General features: G+C 63.8%; 15 protein-coding genes. 14 read left to right on the top strand and 1 reads right to left on the bottom strand.

What is annotated here, in order from left to right; genetic code table 11:
- Positions 1–51 precede the first annotated feature (51 nt).
- The 9 genes from G7026_RS01470 (at position 52) to pgi (ending at position 11,459) form a co-directional block, all read left to right on the top strand.
- Positions 52–228, top strand: coding sequence for a hypothetical protein (locus G7026_RS01470; RefSeq protein ID WP_138407285.1), 177 nt, complete (start codon positions 52–54; stop codon positions 226–228).
- Entirely contained in the window at positions 212–3,160 is a 2,949-nt protein-coding gene (locus G7026_RS01465; protein WP_181068868.1) for a sensor histidine kinase, read from the top strand. The genes G7026_RS01470 and G7026_RS01465 overlap by 17 nt, the downstream gene beginning before the upstream one ends.
- A gap of 62 nt (positions 3,161–3,222) precedes the next feature.
- Positions 3,223–4,635 (top strand): sigma-54-dependent transcriptional regulator, encoded by a 1,413-nt coding sequence (locus G7026_RS01460; protein WP_181068867.1) that lies wholly within the window; start codon positions 3,223–3,225, stop codon positions 4,633–4,635.
- Between the two features lie 635 nt (positions 4,636–5,270).
- Positions 5,271–6,671: a polynucleotide adenylyltransferase PcnB gene (locus tag G7026_RS01455; RefSeq protein ID WP_181068866.1), complete on the top strand. Its 1,401-nt coding sequence runs from the start codon at positions 5,271–5,273 to the stop codon at positions 6,669–6,671.
- Position 6,672: 1 nt separating this feature from the next.
- A complete protein-coding gene (gene folK / locus G7026_RS01450; protein ID WP_181068865.1) occupies positions 6,673–7,191 on the top strand; it encodes a 2-amino-4-hydroxy-6-hydroxymethyldihydropteridine diphosphokinase in 519 nt (172 codons plus the stop codon).
- 163 nt (positions 7,192–7,354) lie between these two features.
- Positions 7,355–8,155 (top strand): 3-methyl-2-oxobutanoate hydroxymethyltransferase, encoded by an 801-nt coding sequence (gene panB / locus G7026_RS01445; RefSeq protein WP_181068864.1) that lies wholly within the window; start codon positions 7,355–7,357, stop codon positions 8,153–8,155.
- Positions 8,152–9,009 (top strand): pantoate--beta-alanine ligase, encoded by an 858-nt coding sequence (gene panC / locus G7026_RS01440; RefSeq protein ID WP_181068863.1) that lies wholly within the window; start codon positions 8,152–8,154, stop codon positions 9,007–9,009. Before panB ends, panC begins: the two co-directional genes overlap by 4 nt.
- A gap of 72 nt (positions 9,010–9,081) precedes the next feature.
- Complete coding sequence (gene panD / locus G7026_RS01435) at positions 9,082–9,462, top strand: aspartate 1-decarboxylase (protein ID WP_138407293.1); 381 nt, start codon at positions 9,082–9,084, stop codon at positions 9,460–9,462.
- Between the two features lie 332 nt (positions 9,463–9,794).
- Positions 9,795–11,459 (top strand): glucose-6-phosphate isomerase, encoded by a 1,665-nt coding sequence (pgi, locus tag G7026_RS01430; RefSeq protein ID WP_181068862.1) that lies wholly within the window; start codon positions 9,795–9,797, stop codon positions 11,457–11,459.
- A 73-nt stretch (positions 11,460–11,532) separates the two neighbouring features.
- Here pgi and G7026_RS01425 read toward each other — a convergent pair whose 3' ends face one another.
- Positions 11,533–12,411, bottom strand: a complete 879-nt coding sequence (locus G7026_RS01425) for a ChaN family lipoprotein (RefSeq protein ID WP_181068861.1) — start codon at positions 12,409–12,411, stop codon at positions 11,533–11,535.
- A 130-nt stretch (positions 12,412–12,541) separates the two neighbouring features.
- Here G7026_RS01425 and G7026_RS01420 point away from each other — a divergent pair, with 130 nt between their 5' ends.
- The 5 genes from G7026_RS01420 to accC all read left to right on the top strand — a co-directional run bounded on the left by G7026_RS01420 (position 12,542) and on the right by accC (position 17,194).
- Positions 12,542–12,874, top strand: coding sequence for a Rieske (2Fe-2S) protein (locus G7026_RS01420; protein ID WP_181068860.1), 333 nt, complete (start codon positions 12,542–12,544; stop codon positions 12,872–12,874).
- A gap of 60 nt (positions 12,875–12,934) precedes the next feature.
- Positions 12,935–14,704 (top strand): protein-disulfide reductase DsbD, encoded by a 1,770-nt coding sequence (locus G7026_RS01415; RefSeq protein WP_181068859.1) that lies wholly within the window; start codon positions 12,935–12,937, stop codon positions 14,702–14,704.
- A gap of 148 nt (positions 14,705–14,852) precedes the next feature.
- Positions 14,853–15,296 (top strand): type II 3-dehydroquinate dehydratase, encoded by a 444-nt coding sequence (aroQ, locus tag G7026_RS01410; RefSeq protein WP_181068858.1) that lies wholly within the window; start codon positions 14,853–14,855, stop codon positions 15,294–15,296.
- Between the two features lie 78 nt (positions 15,297–15,374).
- Entirely contained in the window at positions 15,375–15,827 is a 453-nt protein-coding gene (gene accB, locus G7026_RS01405; protein WP_181068857.1) for an acetyl-CoA carboxylase biotin carboxyl carrier protein, read from the top strand.
- A gap of 17 nt (positions 15,828–15,844) precedes the next feature.
- Positions 15,845–17,194, top strand: coding sequence for an acetyl-CoA carboxylase biotin carboxylase subunit (gene accC, locus G7026_RS01400; RefSeq protein ID WP_181068856.1), 1,350 nt, complete (start codon positions 15,845–15,847; stop codon positions 17,192–17,194).
- Positions 17,195–17,250: the final 56 nt, after the last annotated feature.

Raw genomic sequence — 17,250 nt, 5'->3', positions numbered from 1 at the left:
CTCGCCACCTGCCGCTTCTACCATCCCCCCACTTCCAACCCGAGGCCCGTCATGTACATCTATCGACTGGTACTGCTTCTGGTCGTGGGGATCTATCTGTTCTCGCCGGCGATCATGGACTGGTGGATCGACCCCAACGAGGCCTGGTATCGCCCCTACCTGCTGTGGCTGATCCTGATCGTGGTGACCTTCATCCTGCAGAGCCAACGCGATGCTGACGAGCTTTAACCTCAGCTACCTGATCCTGATCAGCGCGGCCTATCTGTTCGTGCTGTTCGGGGTCGCCTGGGTCAGCGAGCGCGGGAAAATTCCGCGCTGGATCATCCGCCATCCGCTGGTCTATACCCTGTCGCTCGGCGTATACGCCAGCGCCTGGGCCTTCTATGGCACGGTCGGTCTGGCCTACCAGTACGGCTACGGCTTCCTCGCATCCTACCTGGGCGTCTGCGGTGCCTTCCTGCTGGCACCGGTGCTGCTCTACCCGATCCTGCGAATTACCCGCACCTACCAGCTGGCTTCGCTCGCCGATCTCTTCGCCTTTCGCTTTCGCAGCACCTGGAGCGGGGCCCTGACCACCCTGTTCATGCTGGTCGGCATGTTGCCGCTGCTCGCGCTGCAGATCCAGGCGGTGGCCGACGCCATCGGCATCATGACCCTGGAACCGCTGCAGGAACGGGTGGCCCTGGGTTACTGCGTACTGATCATGCTCTTCACCATCCTGTTCGGCGCCCGCCATATCGCCACCCGGGAAAAGCACGAGGGACTGGTGTTCGCCATCGCCTTCGAATCGGTGGTCAAGCTGGTCACCTTCAGCGCCATCGGCCTGTATGCGCTGTATTCGGTGTTCGGCGGGCTCGGTGAGCTGGAAACCTGGCTGCTACAGAACCAGTCCGCGCTGGCCGCCCTGCACACACCGCTACAGGAAGGTCCATGGCGAACCCTGCTGCTGGTGTTCTTCGCCTCGGCGATCGTCATGCCGCACATGTACCACATGACCTTCACGGAAAACCTCAACCCCCGCGCCATGGTCAGCGCCAGCTGGGGGTTGCCGCTGTATCTGCTGCTGATGAGCCTGGCGGTGCCGCTGATTCTCTGGGCCGGCCTCAAGCTCGGCGTGACCACCAATCCGGAGTATTTCACCCTCGGGCTGGGCATCACCCTGGGCAACGAAACCCTTGCGCTGATCGCTTTCGTCGGTGGTCTGTCGGCTTCCAGCGGGCTGATCATCGTCAGCACCCTCGCCCTCTCCGGCATGGCCCTCAACCACCTGGTACTGCCGCTCTATCAGCCGCCGACCGAGGGCAACATCTATCGCTGGCTGAAGTGGACCCGACGTGGACTGATCTTCGCCATCATCATGGCCGGCTATGGCTTCTACCTGCTGCTGGGTGCCGAACAGGACCTGTCGAACCTGGGCATCGTCGCCTTCGTCGCCACCTTGCAGTTCCTGCCTGGCGTGCTCTCTGTGCTCTACTGGCCGACCGCTAACCGGCGCGGCTATATCTGCGGCCTGCTGGCCGGCATAGGCGTATGGGTAGTGACCATGCTGCTGCCGCTGGTGGGCAACCTCGACGGCTTCTATATCCCGCTGTTCAACGTGGTCTACGTGCTCGACGACACCAGCTGGCATCTGGCAGCGATCGCTTCGCTGGCGGTCAACGTGCTGGCCTTCTCCCTCGTCTCGCTGTTCACCGAAGCCAGCCCCGAGGAAAAGAGCGCCGCCGAAGCCTGCGCGGTGGAAAACGTCCGACGCCCGCAGCGCCGCGAGCTGATGGCAGCCTCCCCGCAGGAATTCGCGGCGCAGCTGGCCAAACCGCTCGGCGCCAAGACCGCCCAGCGCGAGGTGGAACAGGCGCTCCATGACCTGCAACTGCCGTTCGACGAGCATCGCCCCTATGCGCTGCGCCGCCTGCGCGACCGCATCGAGGCCAACCTGTCCGGCCTGATGGGCCCGAGCGTCGCCCAGGACATCGTGGAGAATTTCCTGGCCTACAAGCACGGCACCGAGGCCTACGTCACCGAAGACATCCACTTCATCGAGAACCGGCTGGAGGACTACCACTCGCGCCTGACGGGCCTGGCGGCCGAGCTCGACGCCCTGCGTCGCTACCATCGCCAGACCCTGCAGGAGCTGCCGATGGGCGTCTGCTCGCTGGCCAAGGACGAAGAGATCCTGATGTGGAACCGGGCCATGGAAGAGCTCACCGGGATTCCCGCGCTGCAGGTGGTCGGCTCACGCCTGTCGACCATCGCCGACCCCTGGAAAAGCCTGCTGCACGGTTTCATCCGCCAACCCGAGGAACACCTGCACAAGCAGAAGCTGCCGCTCGACAGCAGCAGCCGCTGGCTGAACCTGCACAAGGCGGCGATCGACGAACCATTGGCGCCGGGCAATAGCGGCCTGGTCCTGCTGGTCGAGGACCTGACCGAGACCCAGGTACTGGAAGACCGGCTCATCCACTCCGAGCGTCTGGCCAGCATCGGTCGCCTCGCCGCAGGCGTGGCGCACGAAATCGGCAACCCGATCACCGGAATCGCCTGCCTGGCGCAGAACCTGCGCGAGGAGCGCGAAACGGACGGCGAAATCGTCGAGAGCAGCAACCAGATCATCGAGCAGACCAAACGCGTCTCGCGCATTGTCCAGTCGCTGATGAGCTTCGCCCACGCTGGCGGCCGTCAGCAGCAGCTCTACCCGGTCAGCCTGGCCGAGGTAACCCGCGACGCCATCGGTCTGCTCTCGCTCAATCGACGCGGGACTGAGGTTCAGTACTACAACCTCTGCGACCCCGACCACCTCGCCGAAGGCGACCCTCAGCGCCTCGCCCAGGTGCTGATCAACCTGCTCTCCAATGCGCGCGACGCTTCTCCCGATGGGGGGGCCATCCGGGTGCGCAGCGAAGCGTCGGAGCAGACCGTCTACCTGATCGTTGAAGACGAAGGCAGCGGGATTCCCAAGGCGATCCAGGATCGTCTGTTCGAGCCGTTCTTCACCACCAAGGACCCGGGGGAAGGCACCGGTTTGGGGCTTTCACTGGTCTATTCCATCGTGGAAGAGCATTATGGCCAGATAAATATCGACAGCCCGGCAGATCCGCAGACCCAGCGCGGCACCCGAATCAGGGTCACTTTGCCACGGTATGTCGAGGCGACAATCGCTTAATCTGATGAGGCTGCGGACCGCGCTTCTGGCCGGCTCGCCGCAAAGACGTCGAGAGAGTTTTGATGCCACATATTCTGATCGTCGAAGACGAAACCATCATTCGCTCCGCGCTGCGCAGGCTGCTCGAGCGCAATCAGTATGAAGTCAGCGAAGCCGGCTCCGTACAGGAAGCCCAGGAGCGCTTCAACATCCCCGGCTTCGACCTGATCGTCAGCGACCTGCGGCTGCCCGGCGCGCCGGGCACCGAGCTGATCAAGCATGCCGAAGGCACGCCCGTGCTGATCATGACCAGCTATGCCAGCCTGCGCTCGGCGGTCGACTCGATGAAGATGGGCGCGGTCGACTACATCGCCAAGCCGTTCGACCACGATGAAATGCTGCAGACCGTCGCGCGCATCCTGCGTGACCGCCAGGAGTCGGCTGCGGCGGCCCCGAGCCGGACAGCCGGTGCGGCGAACGGTGCCGCGCCGGCACAGGGCGAGATCGGCATCATCGGGCGCTGCTCACCGATGCTCGATCTGTACAGCAAGATCCGCAAGGTCGCGCCGACCGACTCGAACGTGCTGATCCAGGGCGAGTCCGGCACCGGCAAGGAACTGGTTGCGCGGGCCCTGCACAACCTGTCCCGGCGCGCCAAGGCCACCATGGTGTCGGTCAACTGTGCCGCAATCCCGGAAACACTCATCGAGTCGGAACTGTTTGGCCACGAAAAAGGCGCTTTCACCGGTGCCAGTGCCGGTCGTGCCGGTCTTGTGGAAGCCGCCGACGGCGGCACGCTGTTCCTCGACGAGATCGGCGAGCTGCCGCTCGAGGCCCAGGCACGCCTGCTGCGCGTATTGCAGGAAGGCGAGATACGGCGCGTCGGCTCGGTTCACTCTCAAAAGGTGGACGTCCGCCTGATCGCCGCTACCCACCGGGACCTGAAAACCCTGGCCAAGACCGGACAGTTCCGTGAAGACCTCTATTACCGACTGCACGTGATTGCGCTCAAGCTGCCGCCTTTGCGTGAGCGCGACGGGGATGTTCTGGAGATCGCCGAGGCGTTCCTGGCTCGTCAATGCCAGCGAATGGACCGGGAGCTGCGCTTCGCTCGCGACGCCGAGCAGGCCATCCGTCACTACGCCTGGCCAGGCAACGTCCGTGAGCTGGAGAATGCCATCGAGCGCGCCGCCATTCTCTGCGAGAGCCCGGAAATCGGTGCCGACCTGCTGGGCATCGATATCGAACTCGACAGTCTGGACGACGACTTCGACGACGGCGGCCTCGCCACGCCCAGTGCCCCCCTCGGCAATGGCCACGAACCGACCGAAGACCTTTCGCTGGAAGACTATTTCCAGCACTTCGTGCTCGAACATCAGGATCACATGACCGAGACCGAGCTGGCGCGCAAGCTCGGCATCAGCCGCAAATGCCTGTGGGAGCGGCGACAGCGCCTTGGGATCCCACGCCGCAAATCGAGCGCGGCCACCGGCTGATCGATGCGAAGCGGTGTTACCTTTGAAACAATCGCGTAACAAAAAACCGGGTTCATCGGTAACGAGGAACCCGGTTTTTTTCTGCAAGCTCTGAACGCATAGAACCTAACTCGTTGATTTTAAAGTACTTCAAAAAACTGGCACGACACCTGCTTTCTCTCCCGCACAACAACAATAACAAGCAGTCCTCAATAAAAATAAGACGTAACGGCTCTAGCAGAACAACAACAAGAAGGCAGAGACGCAGCTAACTGATTCTTTTGGAGTCGACTTGCCGGCGGGGCTTGCCCCACGACCAGCCCGAGAACAATAAAACTGCCCCAAGGCAGCGCCCGAACTGGTTGAATGACGGCAATATCAGCGACCAAAGCAATCCGTTTGCTATTGGCTCCCGGATGGGGAGCATCCTGGTGACGCACCGGGACGGACGACCAACAAGAACAACACGTCCGTAAAACCAATAATAAAAAAGCACGTACCACATTAGGGGGGAGCTTCGGCTCCCCCCAGTGCTTTGAACGATCCCCCCGCTTTGACACCTCTCCTCGCTTCGTTCACCATCCCCCCATTCCGGCCAACACCCGCGACCCTCGCGTCCGCAGGCCGATCCGCCACCTCGTCACACAGTGCTCCCCATGCTGAAAAAGCTGTTCCAGTCATTTCGTTTACCCTCGCGCCGTTTCCCGCATCCCCGCCGGACGCCCGAAATACTGACCAGCCGGCAGCACTCTCTCAAACGCAACGAGATCAGCCGACACGCCGTGAGCGTCGTCGAACGGCTCCAGCACGCGGGCTACGAAGCCTACGTGGTGGGGGGATGCGTGCGTGACCTGCTGCTGGAGCTCGAACCGAAAGACTACGACGTCGCGACCAGCGCGACGCCCGAGCAGGTCCGGGCCGAATTTCGCAACGCACGAGTCATCGGCCGTCGCTTCAAGCTCGTCCATGTGCACTTCGGCCGCGAGATCATCGAAGTCGCCACCTTCCGCGCCAACCATCCGGAGCAGGACGAGGAGGCCGACGCCGGCCAACAGGGCTCGCGCCACGAAAGCGGACGCATCCTGCGGGACAACATCTACGGTACCCTCGAAGATGACGCGCAGCGCCGCGACTTCACCATCAACGCCCTGTATTACGATCCATCCAGCGAGCGCATCCTCGACCACACCCACGGCGTGCACGACATCCGCAACCGCCTGATCCGATTGATCGGCGACCCCACGCAGCGCTATCAGGAAGATGCGGTACGCATGCTTCGCGCCGTACGCTTCGCCGCCAAGCTGGATTTCGAGATCGAAAAGCACAGCGCCGCGCCGATTCGCCAACTGGCACCGCTGCTGCGTGAAATTCCCTCGGCCCGCCTGTTCGAGGAAGTGCTGAAGCTGTTCCTGGCCGGGCGCGCCGAACGCACCTTCGAACTGCTGCTCGAATACGACCTGTTCGCCCCGCTGTTCCCGGCCAGTGCCGAAGCGCTGGAGCACAACCCCGAATACACCGGCACCCTGATCCGCCAGGCGCTGGCCAATACCGATCTGCGCATCCGTCAGGGCAAGCCGGTTACCCCGGCGTTCCTGTTCGCCGCCCTGCTCTGGCCCGCATTGCCGGCACGTGTACTCGAATTGCAAGACCGCGGCATGCCGCCGATTCCCGCGATGCAGGAAGCGGCCCACGACATCATCTGGGAGCAATGCCAGCGCATCGCCATTCCCAAGCGCTTTTCGATTCCGATCCGCGAGATCTGGGACATGCAGGAACGCCTGCCACGTCGCCATGGCCGCCGCGCCGATCAGTTGCTTGAAAACCCGCGCTTCCGGGCCGGCTACGATTTCCTGCTGCTGCGCGAAAGCGCCGGCGAAAAAACCGACGGCCTCGGCGACTGGTGGACCGATTATCAGGAAGCCAGCGACAGTGAACGCCGCAGCATGATCCGCGACCTCAGCGGCAAGGACGAGAGTGCCGGCGCCACGCGCAAACGTCGTCGCGGCGGACGCAAGCGCCGGGGCCCGGCATCCGACTCCCCTGCTGCAGCCGACTGAGATGGAAACGGCCTACGTCGGCCTGGGCAGCAACCTGGCCGAGCCCGGGTGCCAGCTGCGCGAGGCACTGCTGGCTATCGCCGCACTGGAGCAGTCGACCCTGCTGGCCGTCTCGCCCTTCTATGCCAGCGATCCCCTCGGCCCGCCCGATCAGCCGCGTTACGTCAATGCTGTCGCCGCGCTGGCCACCGCACTGGAGCCGTTGGCCCTGCTCGATGCCCTGCAACAGATCGAACTGACCCAGGGTCGCGAACGCAAGGCCGAACGCTGGGGGCCGCGCACGCTGGACCTGGACATTCTCCTGTTCGGTGACCGACAGATCGCAGAGCCGCGGCTGCAGGTCCCGCACTATCACCTGCACGCCCGCGCCTTCGTGCTCTACCCACTGGCCGATGTCGCCCCGACCGACCTGCGCCTGCCAGACGGCCGGAGCCTTGCGCAGTTGCTTGCCGAGTGCCCATTCGTCGGTCTCGAGCGGCTCGAGGACAGCGTTCCGCTCCCTCCTGGCGAGCCTCGGTAACAGTCAGGTAACAGTCGCGATTGACTTCGCCTGTTCCCATCGGGACTATAAGCGCCCTCCCGGTAACGCATCGTCTTGGGGCGTAACGCCCGAACCTGCACTGTGACGCAGCAGATGCCAACATTCGATCCCCCGACCAAGGGCCTCCACAGAGGACGGCGCCATGCCAGACGTAACCCTGACCACGTTGCAAGGGCTCAAGCAGAGAGGCGAAAAGATCGCCATGCTCACCTGCTATGACGCCACCTTCGCCAAGACCGCCAGCGAGGCGGGCGTGGAAATGCTGTTGATCGGCGACTCACTGGGCATGGTCCTGCAGGGTCATGACAGCACCCTGCCCGTGACCGTCGCGGAGATGGCCTACCACACCGCCTGCGTCAAGCGCGGCAACCGCGGAGCGATGATCGTCGCCGACCTGCCGTTCATGGCCAACGCCACCACCGAACAGACGTTGAACAATTCCGCCGTGCTGATGCAAGCCGGCGCGCACATGATCAAGCTCGAAGGCGCCGCCTGGCTGGCCGAAGCCATCAGCCTGCTGGCCGAGCGTGGGATTCCCGTTTGCGCCCACCTGGGCCTGACCCCCCAGGCAGTCAACCTGTTCGGCGGCTACAAGGTGCAGGGTCGTCAGGACGCTCAGGCGCAGAAGATGCTCGACGACGCCAAGGCGCTGGAGCAGGCCGGGGCAGCGATGCTGCTGCTCGAATGCGTACCCAGCGAGCTCGCCGCGCGCATCACCCAGGCGGTCGCCATCCCAGTGATCGGCATCGGCGCCGGCAGCGCCACCGACGGCCAGGTGCTGGTTCTGCACGACATGCTCGGCCTGTCGCTGACCGGTCGCTCGCCGAAGTTCGTCAAGAACTTCATGCAGGAGCATGGCGACGTCGCCTCGGCCATCGCCGGTTACGTCCAGGCAGTCAAGGCGGCGGAATTTCCCGCAGCCGAACATGGGTTTTCCGCATGAAGACGGTGCACAGCGTAGCCGAGCTGCGTGAAGCAGTCGGCCAAGGCCGGCGCAACGGGGCCTCGATCGGCTTCGTGCCGACCATGGGCAACCTCCACATGGGCCATATTTCCCTGATCGAGCGCGCCCGCCAGCAGTGCGGATTCGTGGTCGCGAGCATCTTCGTCAACCCACTGCAGTTCGGCCCCAATGAAGACCTGGCCACCTATCCGCGCACCCTCGCGGCGGATCAGGAAAAGCTCGAACAAGCCGGTTGCGACCTGCTGTTCGCCCCGTCGGTCGAAGAAATGTATCCCGACGGCATGACGCTGCAGACAGTCGTCAGCGTGCCGGCGGTTTCCGAAGGGCTCTGTGGCGCCAGCCGGCCGGGCCACTTCGACGGCGTTTCGACCGTGGTGAGCAAGCTGTTCAACATGGTGCAGCCGGATGTCGCGGTGTTTGGCCAAAAGGATTACCAGCAGCTGGCGGTGATTCGCACGATGGTGCGCGACCTCAATATTCCCGTGCAGATCATCGGCCAACCCACCGCCCGCGCCGAGGATGGTTTGGCCCTGTCTTCACGCAACGGTTACCTGACCGAGCAGGAACGCACCACCGCCCCAGCCATCTATCGAACGCTGCAACGGCTCGGCCAGGCGATCGAAGCCGGGCGCGAGGACCACCAGACGCTGGTCGACCAAGGCCTGAGCGAACTGCAAGCTGCAGGGCTGCGCCCCGACTACCTGGAGATACGCGACGCCGATACCCTCGGCGAACCTCGGGCCAGCTCCGATCGCCTGTTGATAGTGGTTGCAGCCTATCTTGGCAAGACCCGCCTGCTAGACAACCTGGTAATCGAGCGGCGCCCTTCCTGACTCGCCTGTAACCTTGATCACCAACGGGGCATCGGGCACACTCTGCGCCGCCCTGCCCCACGGAGAACCGACATGCACGCCATCATGCTCAAGGCCAAACTGCACCGCGCCGTGGTGACCCATTCCGTGCTCGATTACGAAGGCTCCTGCGCCATCGACGGGGACTGGCTGGACCTGGCCGGTATCCGCGAGTACGAGCAGATCCAGATCTACAACGTCGACAACGGCGAACGCTTCACCACCTATGCGATCCGCGGCGAGGAAGGCTCGAAGATCATTTCGGTCAACGGCGCTGCCGCACACAAGGCCGGCGTCGGGCATCGTCTGATCATCTGCGCATACGCGCACTACAGCGAAGCCGAGCTGGCCAACTTCAAGCCTCACGTGCTGTACATCGGCGCCGACGGCGACTTGAGCCACACTAGTAACGCCATTCCGGTACAGGTGGCCTGAACGGCCGCGACCGATGAGCAGCACCAAGCCCGGGCCGTTTTCGACGTTCCGGGCTTTTCGTTTGAGGCCAGGGCAGCGGCAAAGCGTCGGTTCCAGCAGAGTTTGCAGACCCGCAGGAACGTATCGGGCTTTTTGCATGTCTGAGAGCAGTCTCGCTGGGTGCAGGATGCGCCCTTCGCCGGTCCGGCAGTGCTGGGTCGGTTCGCGCCTGATGCATTCAGGAAGAGTGCCTGGCGTGCCAGCACACACCAGGCCGCAATGCGGCGGCGCCAGCACGGTGTCGCCAGGAGCCCATGATCAACGGTCTGTCATGCAAAGGAAGCCGCACTACCATGACGCATTACCAGAATCCCCTTGATGTCACTGACCTGTCGTCCTGGAAAGCCTTGGGCGATCACCGCCTGGCCATGCAGAACTTCAGCATGCGCGATGCTTTCGCCACCGATCCCAAGCGCTTCGAATCCATGTCCGTATCGGCTTGTGGCCTGTTCCTCGACTACTCGAAGAACCTGGTCACGCCCGAAACGCTGAGCCTGCTGTTCAACCTGGCGCGCGAAGCGGGTGTCGAACAGGCCACGCGGGCAATGATGACCGGCGAGCCCGTCAACGCTTCGGAACAGCGCCCGGCTCTTCACACCGCACTGCGTCGTCCCATGGGCGAAAGCGTGATGGTGAACGGACAGAACATCATGCGCGACGTTCACACGGCGCTGGCGCAGATGACGGACATCGTCAGCCGCATCCACAACAATCTCTGGCGCGGCTTCAGCGACAAGACCATCACCGACGTGGTGAACATCGGCATCGGCGGCTCGTTCCTCGGCCCGCAGCTGGTTTCCGAAGCGCTGCTGCCGTTCACCCAGCATGGCGTTCGCACTCATTACCTGGCCAACATCGATGGCAGCGAGTTCCGCGAGGTGACCGCCAAGCTGAACGTCGAGACCACCCTGTTCATCATTTCCAGCAAGACCTTCGGCACCCTGGAAACGCTGAAGAACGCCCAGGCCGCGCGCACCTGGTACCTCGGCAAGGGCGGTACCGAGGAAAAGCTCTACCGGCACTTCATCGCCGTGACGAGCAACAAGCAGGCCGCCATCGATTTCGGCATCCGTGAAAAGAACATCTTCCCCATGTGGGACTGGGTCGGCGGCCGCTACTCCCTATGGTCGGCCATCGGTCTGCCCATCGCGCTGGCAATCGGCATGTCCAACTTCAAGGACCTGCTCTCCGGCGCCTACAGCATGGATTGCCATTTCCAGAACGAGCCGTTCGAACGCAACATGCCGGTGCTGCTGGCAATGCTCGGGGTCTGGTATCACAACTTCTGGGGTGCGCAGAGCTACGCCTTCCTGCCGTACGACCATTACCTGCGCAACTTCGTCAAGCATCTGCAGCAGATGGACATGGAGTCCAACGGCAAGAGCGTCCGCCAGGACGGCACGCCAGTTTCGTGCAACACGGGTCCGGTGATCTGGGGCGGTGTCGGCGCGAACGGGCAGCATGCCTATCACCAGCTGCTACACCAGGGCACTCCGTTGATTCCGGCGGACTTCATCGTCCCGGTGGTCAGCCACAACCCGGTCGCCGACCACCACGAGTGGCTGTACGCCAACTGCCTGTCCCAGAGCCAGGCGCTGATGCTCGGCAAGAGCCGCACCGAAGCGGAAGCCGAACTGCGCGCCAAGGGGCTGGACGAAGCCGAAGTGCAGCGCTTGGCGCCGCACAAGGTGATCCCCGGCAATCGCCCCAGCAACACGGTGGTGATGGAAACCATCAGCCCTGGGCGCCTGGGCGCGCTGATCGCGCTGTACGAGCACAAGGTATTCGTCCAGGGCGTGATCTGGGGCATCAACTCCTTCGACCAGTGGGGCGTGGAACTCGGCAAGGAACTGGGCAAGGCCGTCTACAATCGACTGACTGGCTACGACTCCCCTCCGGCCGAAGACGCCTCGACCCAGGGCCTGGTCGATTACTTCCGGGGCCGCCATCGCGGCTGATGATGCACGTGACACAGCAAGCCAGGACAGCGCCTCTGCCCTGGCTTTTTTGTGCCTGCAGGTACCTGAGCTGTCAGCCTTTTCGAAAGGAGGCACAGTGGTCCTGCGCTGGCGGCGCTGGCGTGAACCAGACGAAATCCGCCTGTTGCGCGCTGATCGCCTCCCCTGCTTCAGCCAGCATCAGCACCCGGCTTTCACCCAGGGCCTGCAGGTCGTCCAGATGCAGCGGAACGCCCAGGTCACGGCGCACATGGAAGGCGCCAGCGATCAGTACCGCCGGGCTCGGCGCCTCGAGCAACCGCTCGGCCATGCGCCGGTCGCGGTGCTGCTGCACCGCCAGCATCGCCGGCAGCTGTGATTCGGGCAGCATGCCGCAGTGCGACTCGGCGATCTGCGCGAGCAACATCTGCCGCGGTGCTTGAGCCGTTGACGCTCTCCCTTCGAGCGCCGCGCCGCTGCGATAGAGCTCGACGATCTCCTCGCGATCCAGGTTGGCAGCCAGCAACGGGTATGGCTGCTCCAGGGCATAGCGCACCAGCGGCCCGTATAGCGACCAGTCCCAACCTTCTTGCCAACCCAGCGCCGACGGCAGGTCCACGGACTCGCCGCGCCGGAACTCGGCCTGGGCTCGACTTACCCGAGCCTGCTGGTCAGGGTTGAGCATTTCCAGCAACAGACTGCCAGGCGCGCGGCCCTGCCCCAGCGCCTGCAGCAACCACACCTGCAGCGCATGGTGGTCTGGATTGTCGTGGCGTTCGCCAATCAGCACCCGGTCGGCCTGCGACAACCGAGCGACCAGCTCCGCCGGCTGAAGGTGCTCGCCACTTCGCAGATCGATAACCGCGCCGAGCTGCGGATGATCACGCCCCTCGCTGCCTTGCCATTCGGGCAGTGGCGCCAGCGTCTTGCAGCCACCCAGCATGATCATGATCCAGCAGCACAGCAGACGCATCCTGACCCTCCTCTTCAGTTCAACCGCCAGCGGGACGCCAGCCTTCGACATCGTGCCGGCAAGCCTCGGGGCAACCCTTGGCAAACGCAGGCATCGGCGGATAATGCCCGGCCAACGCCTGGAGGACCCGATGATACGACTATGCGCCACGACCGCGCTGCCGGAAGGCCAGAGCCGGGGCTTCGCCTGGCAGGGTGAACGGCTGCTGGCGGTGCGCCGCGACGGCCGGGTCCATGTCTATATCAATCGCTGCCCGCATCGGGGCATCCCACTGGAATGGGAAGCCGACCGTTTTCTCGACGACAGCGGCAGCCTGATCCAATGCGCGACCCATGGTGCGCTGTTTCTGATCGAATCGGGCGAATGCGTGGCCGGCCCCTGTGCCGGCGAAAGACTCACCGCCGTCCCGAGCACCGAGGAAGACGGCAGCATCTGGCTGCACGATACCCCCTGTGACGGTTAAGCCCAGGCAGCGTACGCAGCGGGCGGGTATCATGGGCGGATCATCCGAAACGAGACCGCCATGCGACGCCTGCTGAGCCTGCTGCTCCTGATCATCGCGCTGCCCGCCAGCGCCGGGCTGTTCGACAGCCGTCCGAGCCCGACCCTTGGCGGCCTGAACAACAGCGCCGACTTCCTGCCCGTTCGCGAAGCCTTCCGGCTCACGCTGGTGGAAGCCGCCCCGGAGCAGATCACCCTGCGCTTCGTCGCCGCCGATGGCTACTACCTCTACCGGCACCGGCTCAACTTCGCGACCTCGACCGAGGGCGTGACCCTGGGAGAGCCGGTTTTGCCAGAGGGCGTACACAAGACCGACGAGTATTTCGGCGACGTGGAAGTCTATTACGGCGTGCTCGACGTGCAGCTGCCGATCACCAACGCGCAAAACAGGCCGTTCACGCTGCAGGTCGGCTACCAGGGCTGCGCCGACAAAGGCCTGTGCTATCCGCCCGAGACCGAAACGCTCAGCCTCGGCAATGGCGCACAGCCCGCCGATGACGATCCGAACGCGGACGGCACGGCGAGCCTGAGCTGGCGCTCGGTGGCGCTGTTCTTCCTCGCAGGCGTCGGCCTGACATTCACTCCTTGCGTGCTGCCGATGCTGCCGATCCTTTCCGGGCTGGTGCTGCGCGGCAAGATCGGCGGGATGCGCAGTTTCCTGCTCGCCCTGACCTATGTGCTTACCATGGCCGGGGGATTCGCCATTCTCGGCGCTCTGATGGGCGTCTTCGGCGCGGAGCTGAATCTGCAGGCGCGCCTGCAATCACCCTGGGTCCTGGTGCCCTTCGCCCTGTTCTTCGTCGCGTTCGCGCTCGCCATGTTCGGCCTGTTCGAACTGCGCCTGCCGCAAGCTCTCAGCGGTCCGCTCGATCGCCTGGCCGGCAATGCCCGTGGCGGCTCATTCGTCGGCGCGGCCATTCTGGGCGCAGTCTCCAGTCTGCTGGTGTCCCCCTGCGTCTCGGCCCCCCTGGCCGGTGCGCTGCTGTACATCAGCGCCAGCGGTGATGCACTGGGCGGCGGCGTCCAGCTGTTCGCGCTGGGTCTGGGCATGGGCGCGCCGCTGGTAGTATTCGCCACCGGCGGCGGGGCCATGCTGCCCAGAAGCGGTCCCTGGATGATTGCGGTGCGCAACACCTTCGGTGTCCTGTTGCTGGGGGTCTCGGTATGGATGCTCGAGCGCGTGTTGCCCGGCCCGATTGCGCTGGCCCTCTGGGGTCTGCTCGCAGCGGGCAGCGCGCTGTTTCTCGGCGCCCTCGAGTTTACCGTCAAGAGCCCGCGCGCGAAGCTCGCTCAACTGCTCGGGCTCGCGCTGCTGGTTTATGCGCTTGCTGCCTGGGTGGGCGCTCTGCAGGGGGCCAGCGATCCTACCCGACCGCTGCACCGCACGGGGATGGCCGAGAGCGGCCAGCCCGCCTCCGCAGCCGAAGGCTGGCACACCCTGTCCACCCCGGCCGAACTCGACGCCCAACTGGCTGCGGCCAGCGCGGCCGGCCAGGCGGTGATCCTCGACTGGTATGCCGACTGGTGCATCAGCTGCAAGGTCATCGAGCGCGAGGTTTTTGCCGATCCGCAGATCGCACCGCGGCTGGCGAGCTATCGCTTGCTGCGCTTCGACATCACCGAAAGCAACGCCGAACAGCGCCGTCTGCTGGACCGCTACAGACTGTTCGGGCCACCGGCAATCCTGTTTTTCGATGGCCAGGGTCGCGAGCTTGAGCGATCGCGCGTCGTTGGCGAGATCAAGGCAACGGCATTTGCCGAGCGCCTGAGCGCGGTCGACGCCGCCCGATAGATCATTGCGCCAATCTCCAGACATATTGCTGCCATTTACTTCGATCCAGTAAGCGACTGGACAGTCAGCGCCGGCTTGGGCATAGTTTTGCCCTTTCACTGGCCGCGCCCCTGCGCCTGCCAGGCGAGCAGAACAACAAGGAACCACCATGGCCACCATTCTGGTCCTCCACGGCCCCAACCTGAACATGCTCGGCACCCGCGAGCCTGGCGTCTACGGCGCCGTGACCCTGGCACAGATCAATCAGGATCTGGAGCAGCGCGCACGCGACCAGGGTCATCACCTGCTGTACCTGCAGTCCAATGCCGAGTACGAATTGATCGAGCGTATCCACGCTGCGCGCGGCGAAGGCGTGGACTTCATTCTGATCAATCCCGCCGCATTCACGCATACAAGCGTGGCGTTACGTGACGCATTGCTGGCGGTGAGCATCCCATTCATCGAAGTGCACCTATCCAACGTGCACAAGCGTGAACCCTTCCGTCATCACTCCTACTTTTCCGACGTGGCGGTAGGGGTGATCTGCGGCCTCGGCGCCAGCGGTTATCGGCTCGCCCTGGAGGCTGCCCTGGAACAACTCGCCACTTCCTGAGCGAGCGCGACGCGCACTGCGCACCGCGGCGCTCGGGAAACGATTGCTAACCTTTGAACTCACCGGAGTCACTGCTTCATGGATATTCGCAAAGTCAAAAAACTGATCGAGCTGCTGGAAGAGTCGGGCATCGACGAGCTTGAGATCCACGAAGGTGAAGAATCGGTGCGCATCAGCCGCCACAGCAAGCAGCCGATGATGTCGCAGCCGATGTACGCACCGGCGCCCGCCCCGGCCCCGGTTGCCGCCGCACCCGCCGCCGCATCGGCCGAAGCGCCGGCAGCCCCTCAGCTCAACGGCACCGTGGTGCGCTCGCCCATGGTCGGCACCTTCTACCGTGCCGCCTCGCCAACCTCGGCGAACTTCGTCGAAGTCGGCCAAACCGTCAAGAAAGGCGACATCCTCTGCATCGTCGAAGCCATGAAGATGATGAACCACATCGAGGCTGAAACCAGCGGCACCATCGAATCGATCCTTGCGGAGAATGGTCAGCCGGTCGAATACGACCAGCCGCTGTTCACCATCGTTTGAACCGCGGAGAGCCTGCGATGTTGGAAAAAGTACTGATCGCCAACCGCGGCGAGATCGCCCTGCGAATCCTGCGTGCATGCAAGGAACTGGGCGTCAAGACGGTCGCGGTCCACTCCACGGCTGACCGTGAACTCATGCATCTGGCGCTGGCAGACGAGTCGGTGTGCATCGGCCCAGCCCTTGCGACCAACTCGTACCTGCACATCCCGGCGATCATCGCAGCGGCGGAAGTGACCGGCGCGACCGCGATCCATCCGGGCTACGGCTTTCTCGCCGAGAATGCCGATTTCGCCGAGCAGGTCGAGAAATCCGGCTTCGTCTTCGTCGGCCCTAAGGCGGACACCATCCGCCTGATGGGCGACAAGGTATCGGCCAAGGACGCGATGAAGAAAGCTGGCGTGCCGACCGTTCCGGGATCCGACGGCCCGCTGCCTGAAGACGAGGAAGCTGCCCTGGCAATTGCGCGTGAGGTCGGCTATCCGGTCATCATCAAGGCTGCAGGCGGTGGCGGTGGACGCGGCATGCGCGTGGTCCATCACGAGGAAGATTTGATCAAGTCGGCCAAGCTGACCCGCACCGAAGCCGGCGCCGCGTTCGGCAACCCGATGGTCTATCTGGAAAAATTCCTCGGCAACCCGCGTCATGTGGAAGTCCAGGTACTGTCCGACGGACAGGGCAATGCGATCCACCTCGGCGACCGCGACTGCTCGCTGCAGCGTCGCCACCAGAAGGTCATCGAGGAAGCGCCTGCGCCCTTCATCGACGAGAAGGCTCGCGCCGAAGTACTCAAGCGCTGCGTCGACGCTTGCGTCGAAATCGGCTATCGCGGCGCCGGCACCTTCGAGTTCCTCTATGAAGACGGCAACTTCTACTTCATCGAGATGAACACGCGGGTCCAGGTCGAACACCCGGTCACCGAGATGGTGACGGGCGTCGACATCGTCAAGGAAATGCTGCGCATCGCCGGCGGTGACAAGCTTTCGGTCAAGCAGAGCGACGTGGTCATCCGCGGTCACTCGGTGGAATGCCGAATCAACGCCGAGGACCCTTCGACCTTCCTGCCGAGCCCCGGCAAGGTCAAGCACTTCCATGCACCGGGCGGCAACGGCGTGCGTGTCGACTCGCATCTGTACAGTGGCTACACGGTACCGCCGAACTACGACTCGCTGATCGGCAAGCTGATCACCTACGGGGCGACCCGCGAGGAAGCGATGCAGCGCATGCGCAACGCGCTGGACGAGATCGTCGTCGACGGGATCAAGACCAACGTGCCGCTGCACCGCGATCTGGTGCGCGACCCAGGGTTCTGCAAGGGCGGCGTGAACATCCATTACCTGGAAAAGAAACTGGGAATGGATAAGCACTAAGCGCCACGCGCTATCATGTGCACCTGACAAGGAGCGGCCCTGCCGCTCCTTTTTCT

Origin of the sequence: Stutzerimonas azotifigens (genome assembly GCF_013522725.1) — a bacterium.
GTDB classification, from domain to species: domain Bacteria; phylum Pseudomonadota; class Gammaproteobacteria; order Pseudomonadales; family Pseudomonadaceae; genus Stutzerimonas; species Stutzerimonas azotifigens_A.
Note: the sequence above shows the minus strand (reverse complement) of the source record. Positions and strands in the feature narration are given on the sequence as shown.

What these genes read in the sequence shown, in the direction of transcription:
- G7026_RS01470 (WP_138407285.1), top strand. Translation starts at nt 52, where the DNA reads ATGTACATCTATCGACTGGTACTGCTTCTGGTCGTGGGGATCTATCTG.
- G7026_RS01465 (WP_181068868.1), top strand. Translation starts at nt 212, where the DNA reads ATGCTGACGAGCTTTAACCTCAGCTACCTGATCCTGATCAGCGCGGCC.
- G7026_RS01460 (WP_181068867.1), top strand. Translation starts at nt 3,223, where the DNA reads ATGCCACATATTCTGATCGTCGAAGACGAAACCATCATTCGCTCCGCG.
- G7026_RS01455 (WP_181068866.1), top strand. Translation starts at nt 5,271, where the DNA reads ATGCTGAAAAAGCTGTTCCAGTCATTTCGTTTACCCTCGCGCCGTTTC.
- folK (WP_181068865.1), top strand. Translation starts at nt 6,673, where the DNA reads ATGGAAACGGCCTACGTCGGCCTGGGCAGCAACCTGGCCGAGCCCGGG.
- panB (WP_181068864.1), top strand. Translation starts at nt 7,355, where the DNA reads ATGCCAGACGTAACCCTGACCACGTTGCAAGGGCTCAAGCAGAGAGGC.
- panC (WP_181068863.1), top strand. Translation starts at nt 8,152, where the DNA reads ATGAAGACGGTGCACAGCGTAGCCGAGCTGCGTGAAGCAGTCGGCCAA.
- panD (WP_138407293.1), top strand. Translation starts at nt 9,082, where the DNA reads ATGCACGCCATCATGCTCAAGGCCAAACTGCACCGCGCCGTGGTGACC.
- pgi (WP_181068862.1), top strand. Translation starts at nt 9,795, where the DNA reads ATGACGCATTACCAGAATCCCCTTGATGTCACTGACCTGTCGTCCTGG.
- G7026_RS01425 (WP_181068861.1), bottom strand. Translation starts at nt 12,411, where the DNA reads ATGCGTCTGCTGTGCTGCTGGATCATGATCATGCTGGGTGGCTGCAAG.
- G7026_RS01420 (WP_181068860.1), top strand. Translation starts at nt 12,542, where the DNA reads ATGATACGACTATGCGCCACGACCGCGCTGCCGGAAGGCCAGAGCCGG.
- G7026_RS01415 (WP_181068859.1), top strand. Translation starts at nt 12,935, where the DNA reads ATGCGACGCCTGCTGAGCCTGCTGCTCCTGATCATCGCGCTGCCCGCC.
- aroQ (WP_181068858.1), top strand. Translation starts at nt 14,853, where the DNA reads ATGGCCACCATTCTGGTCCTCCACGGCCCCAACCTGAACATGCTCGGC.
- accB (WP_181068857.1), top strand. Translation starts at nt 15,375, where the DNA reads ATGGATATTCGCAAAGTCAAAAAACTGATCGAGCTGCTGGAAGAGTCG.
- accC (WP_181068856.1), top strand. Translation starts at nt 15,845, where the DNA reads ATGTTGGAAAAAGTACTGATCGCCAACCGCGGCGAGATCGCCCTGCGA.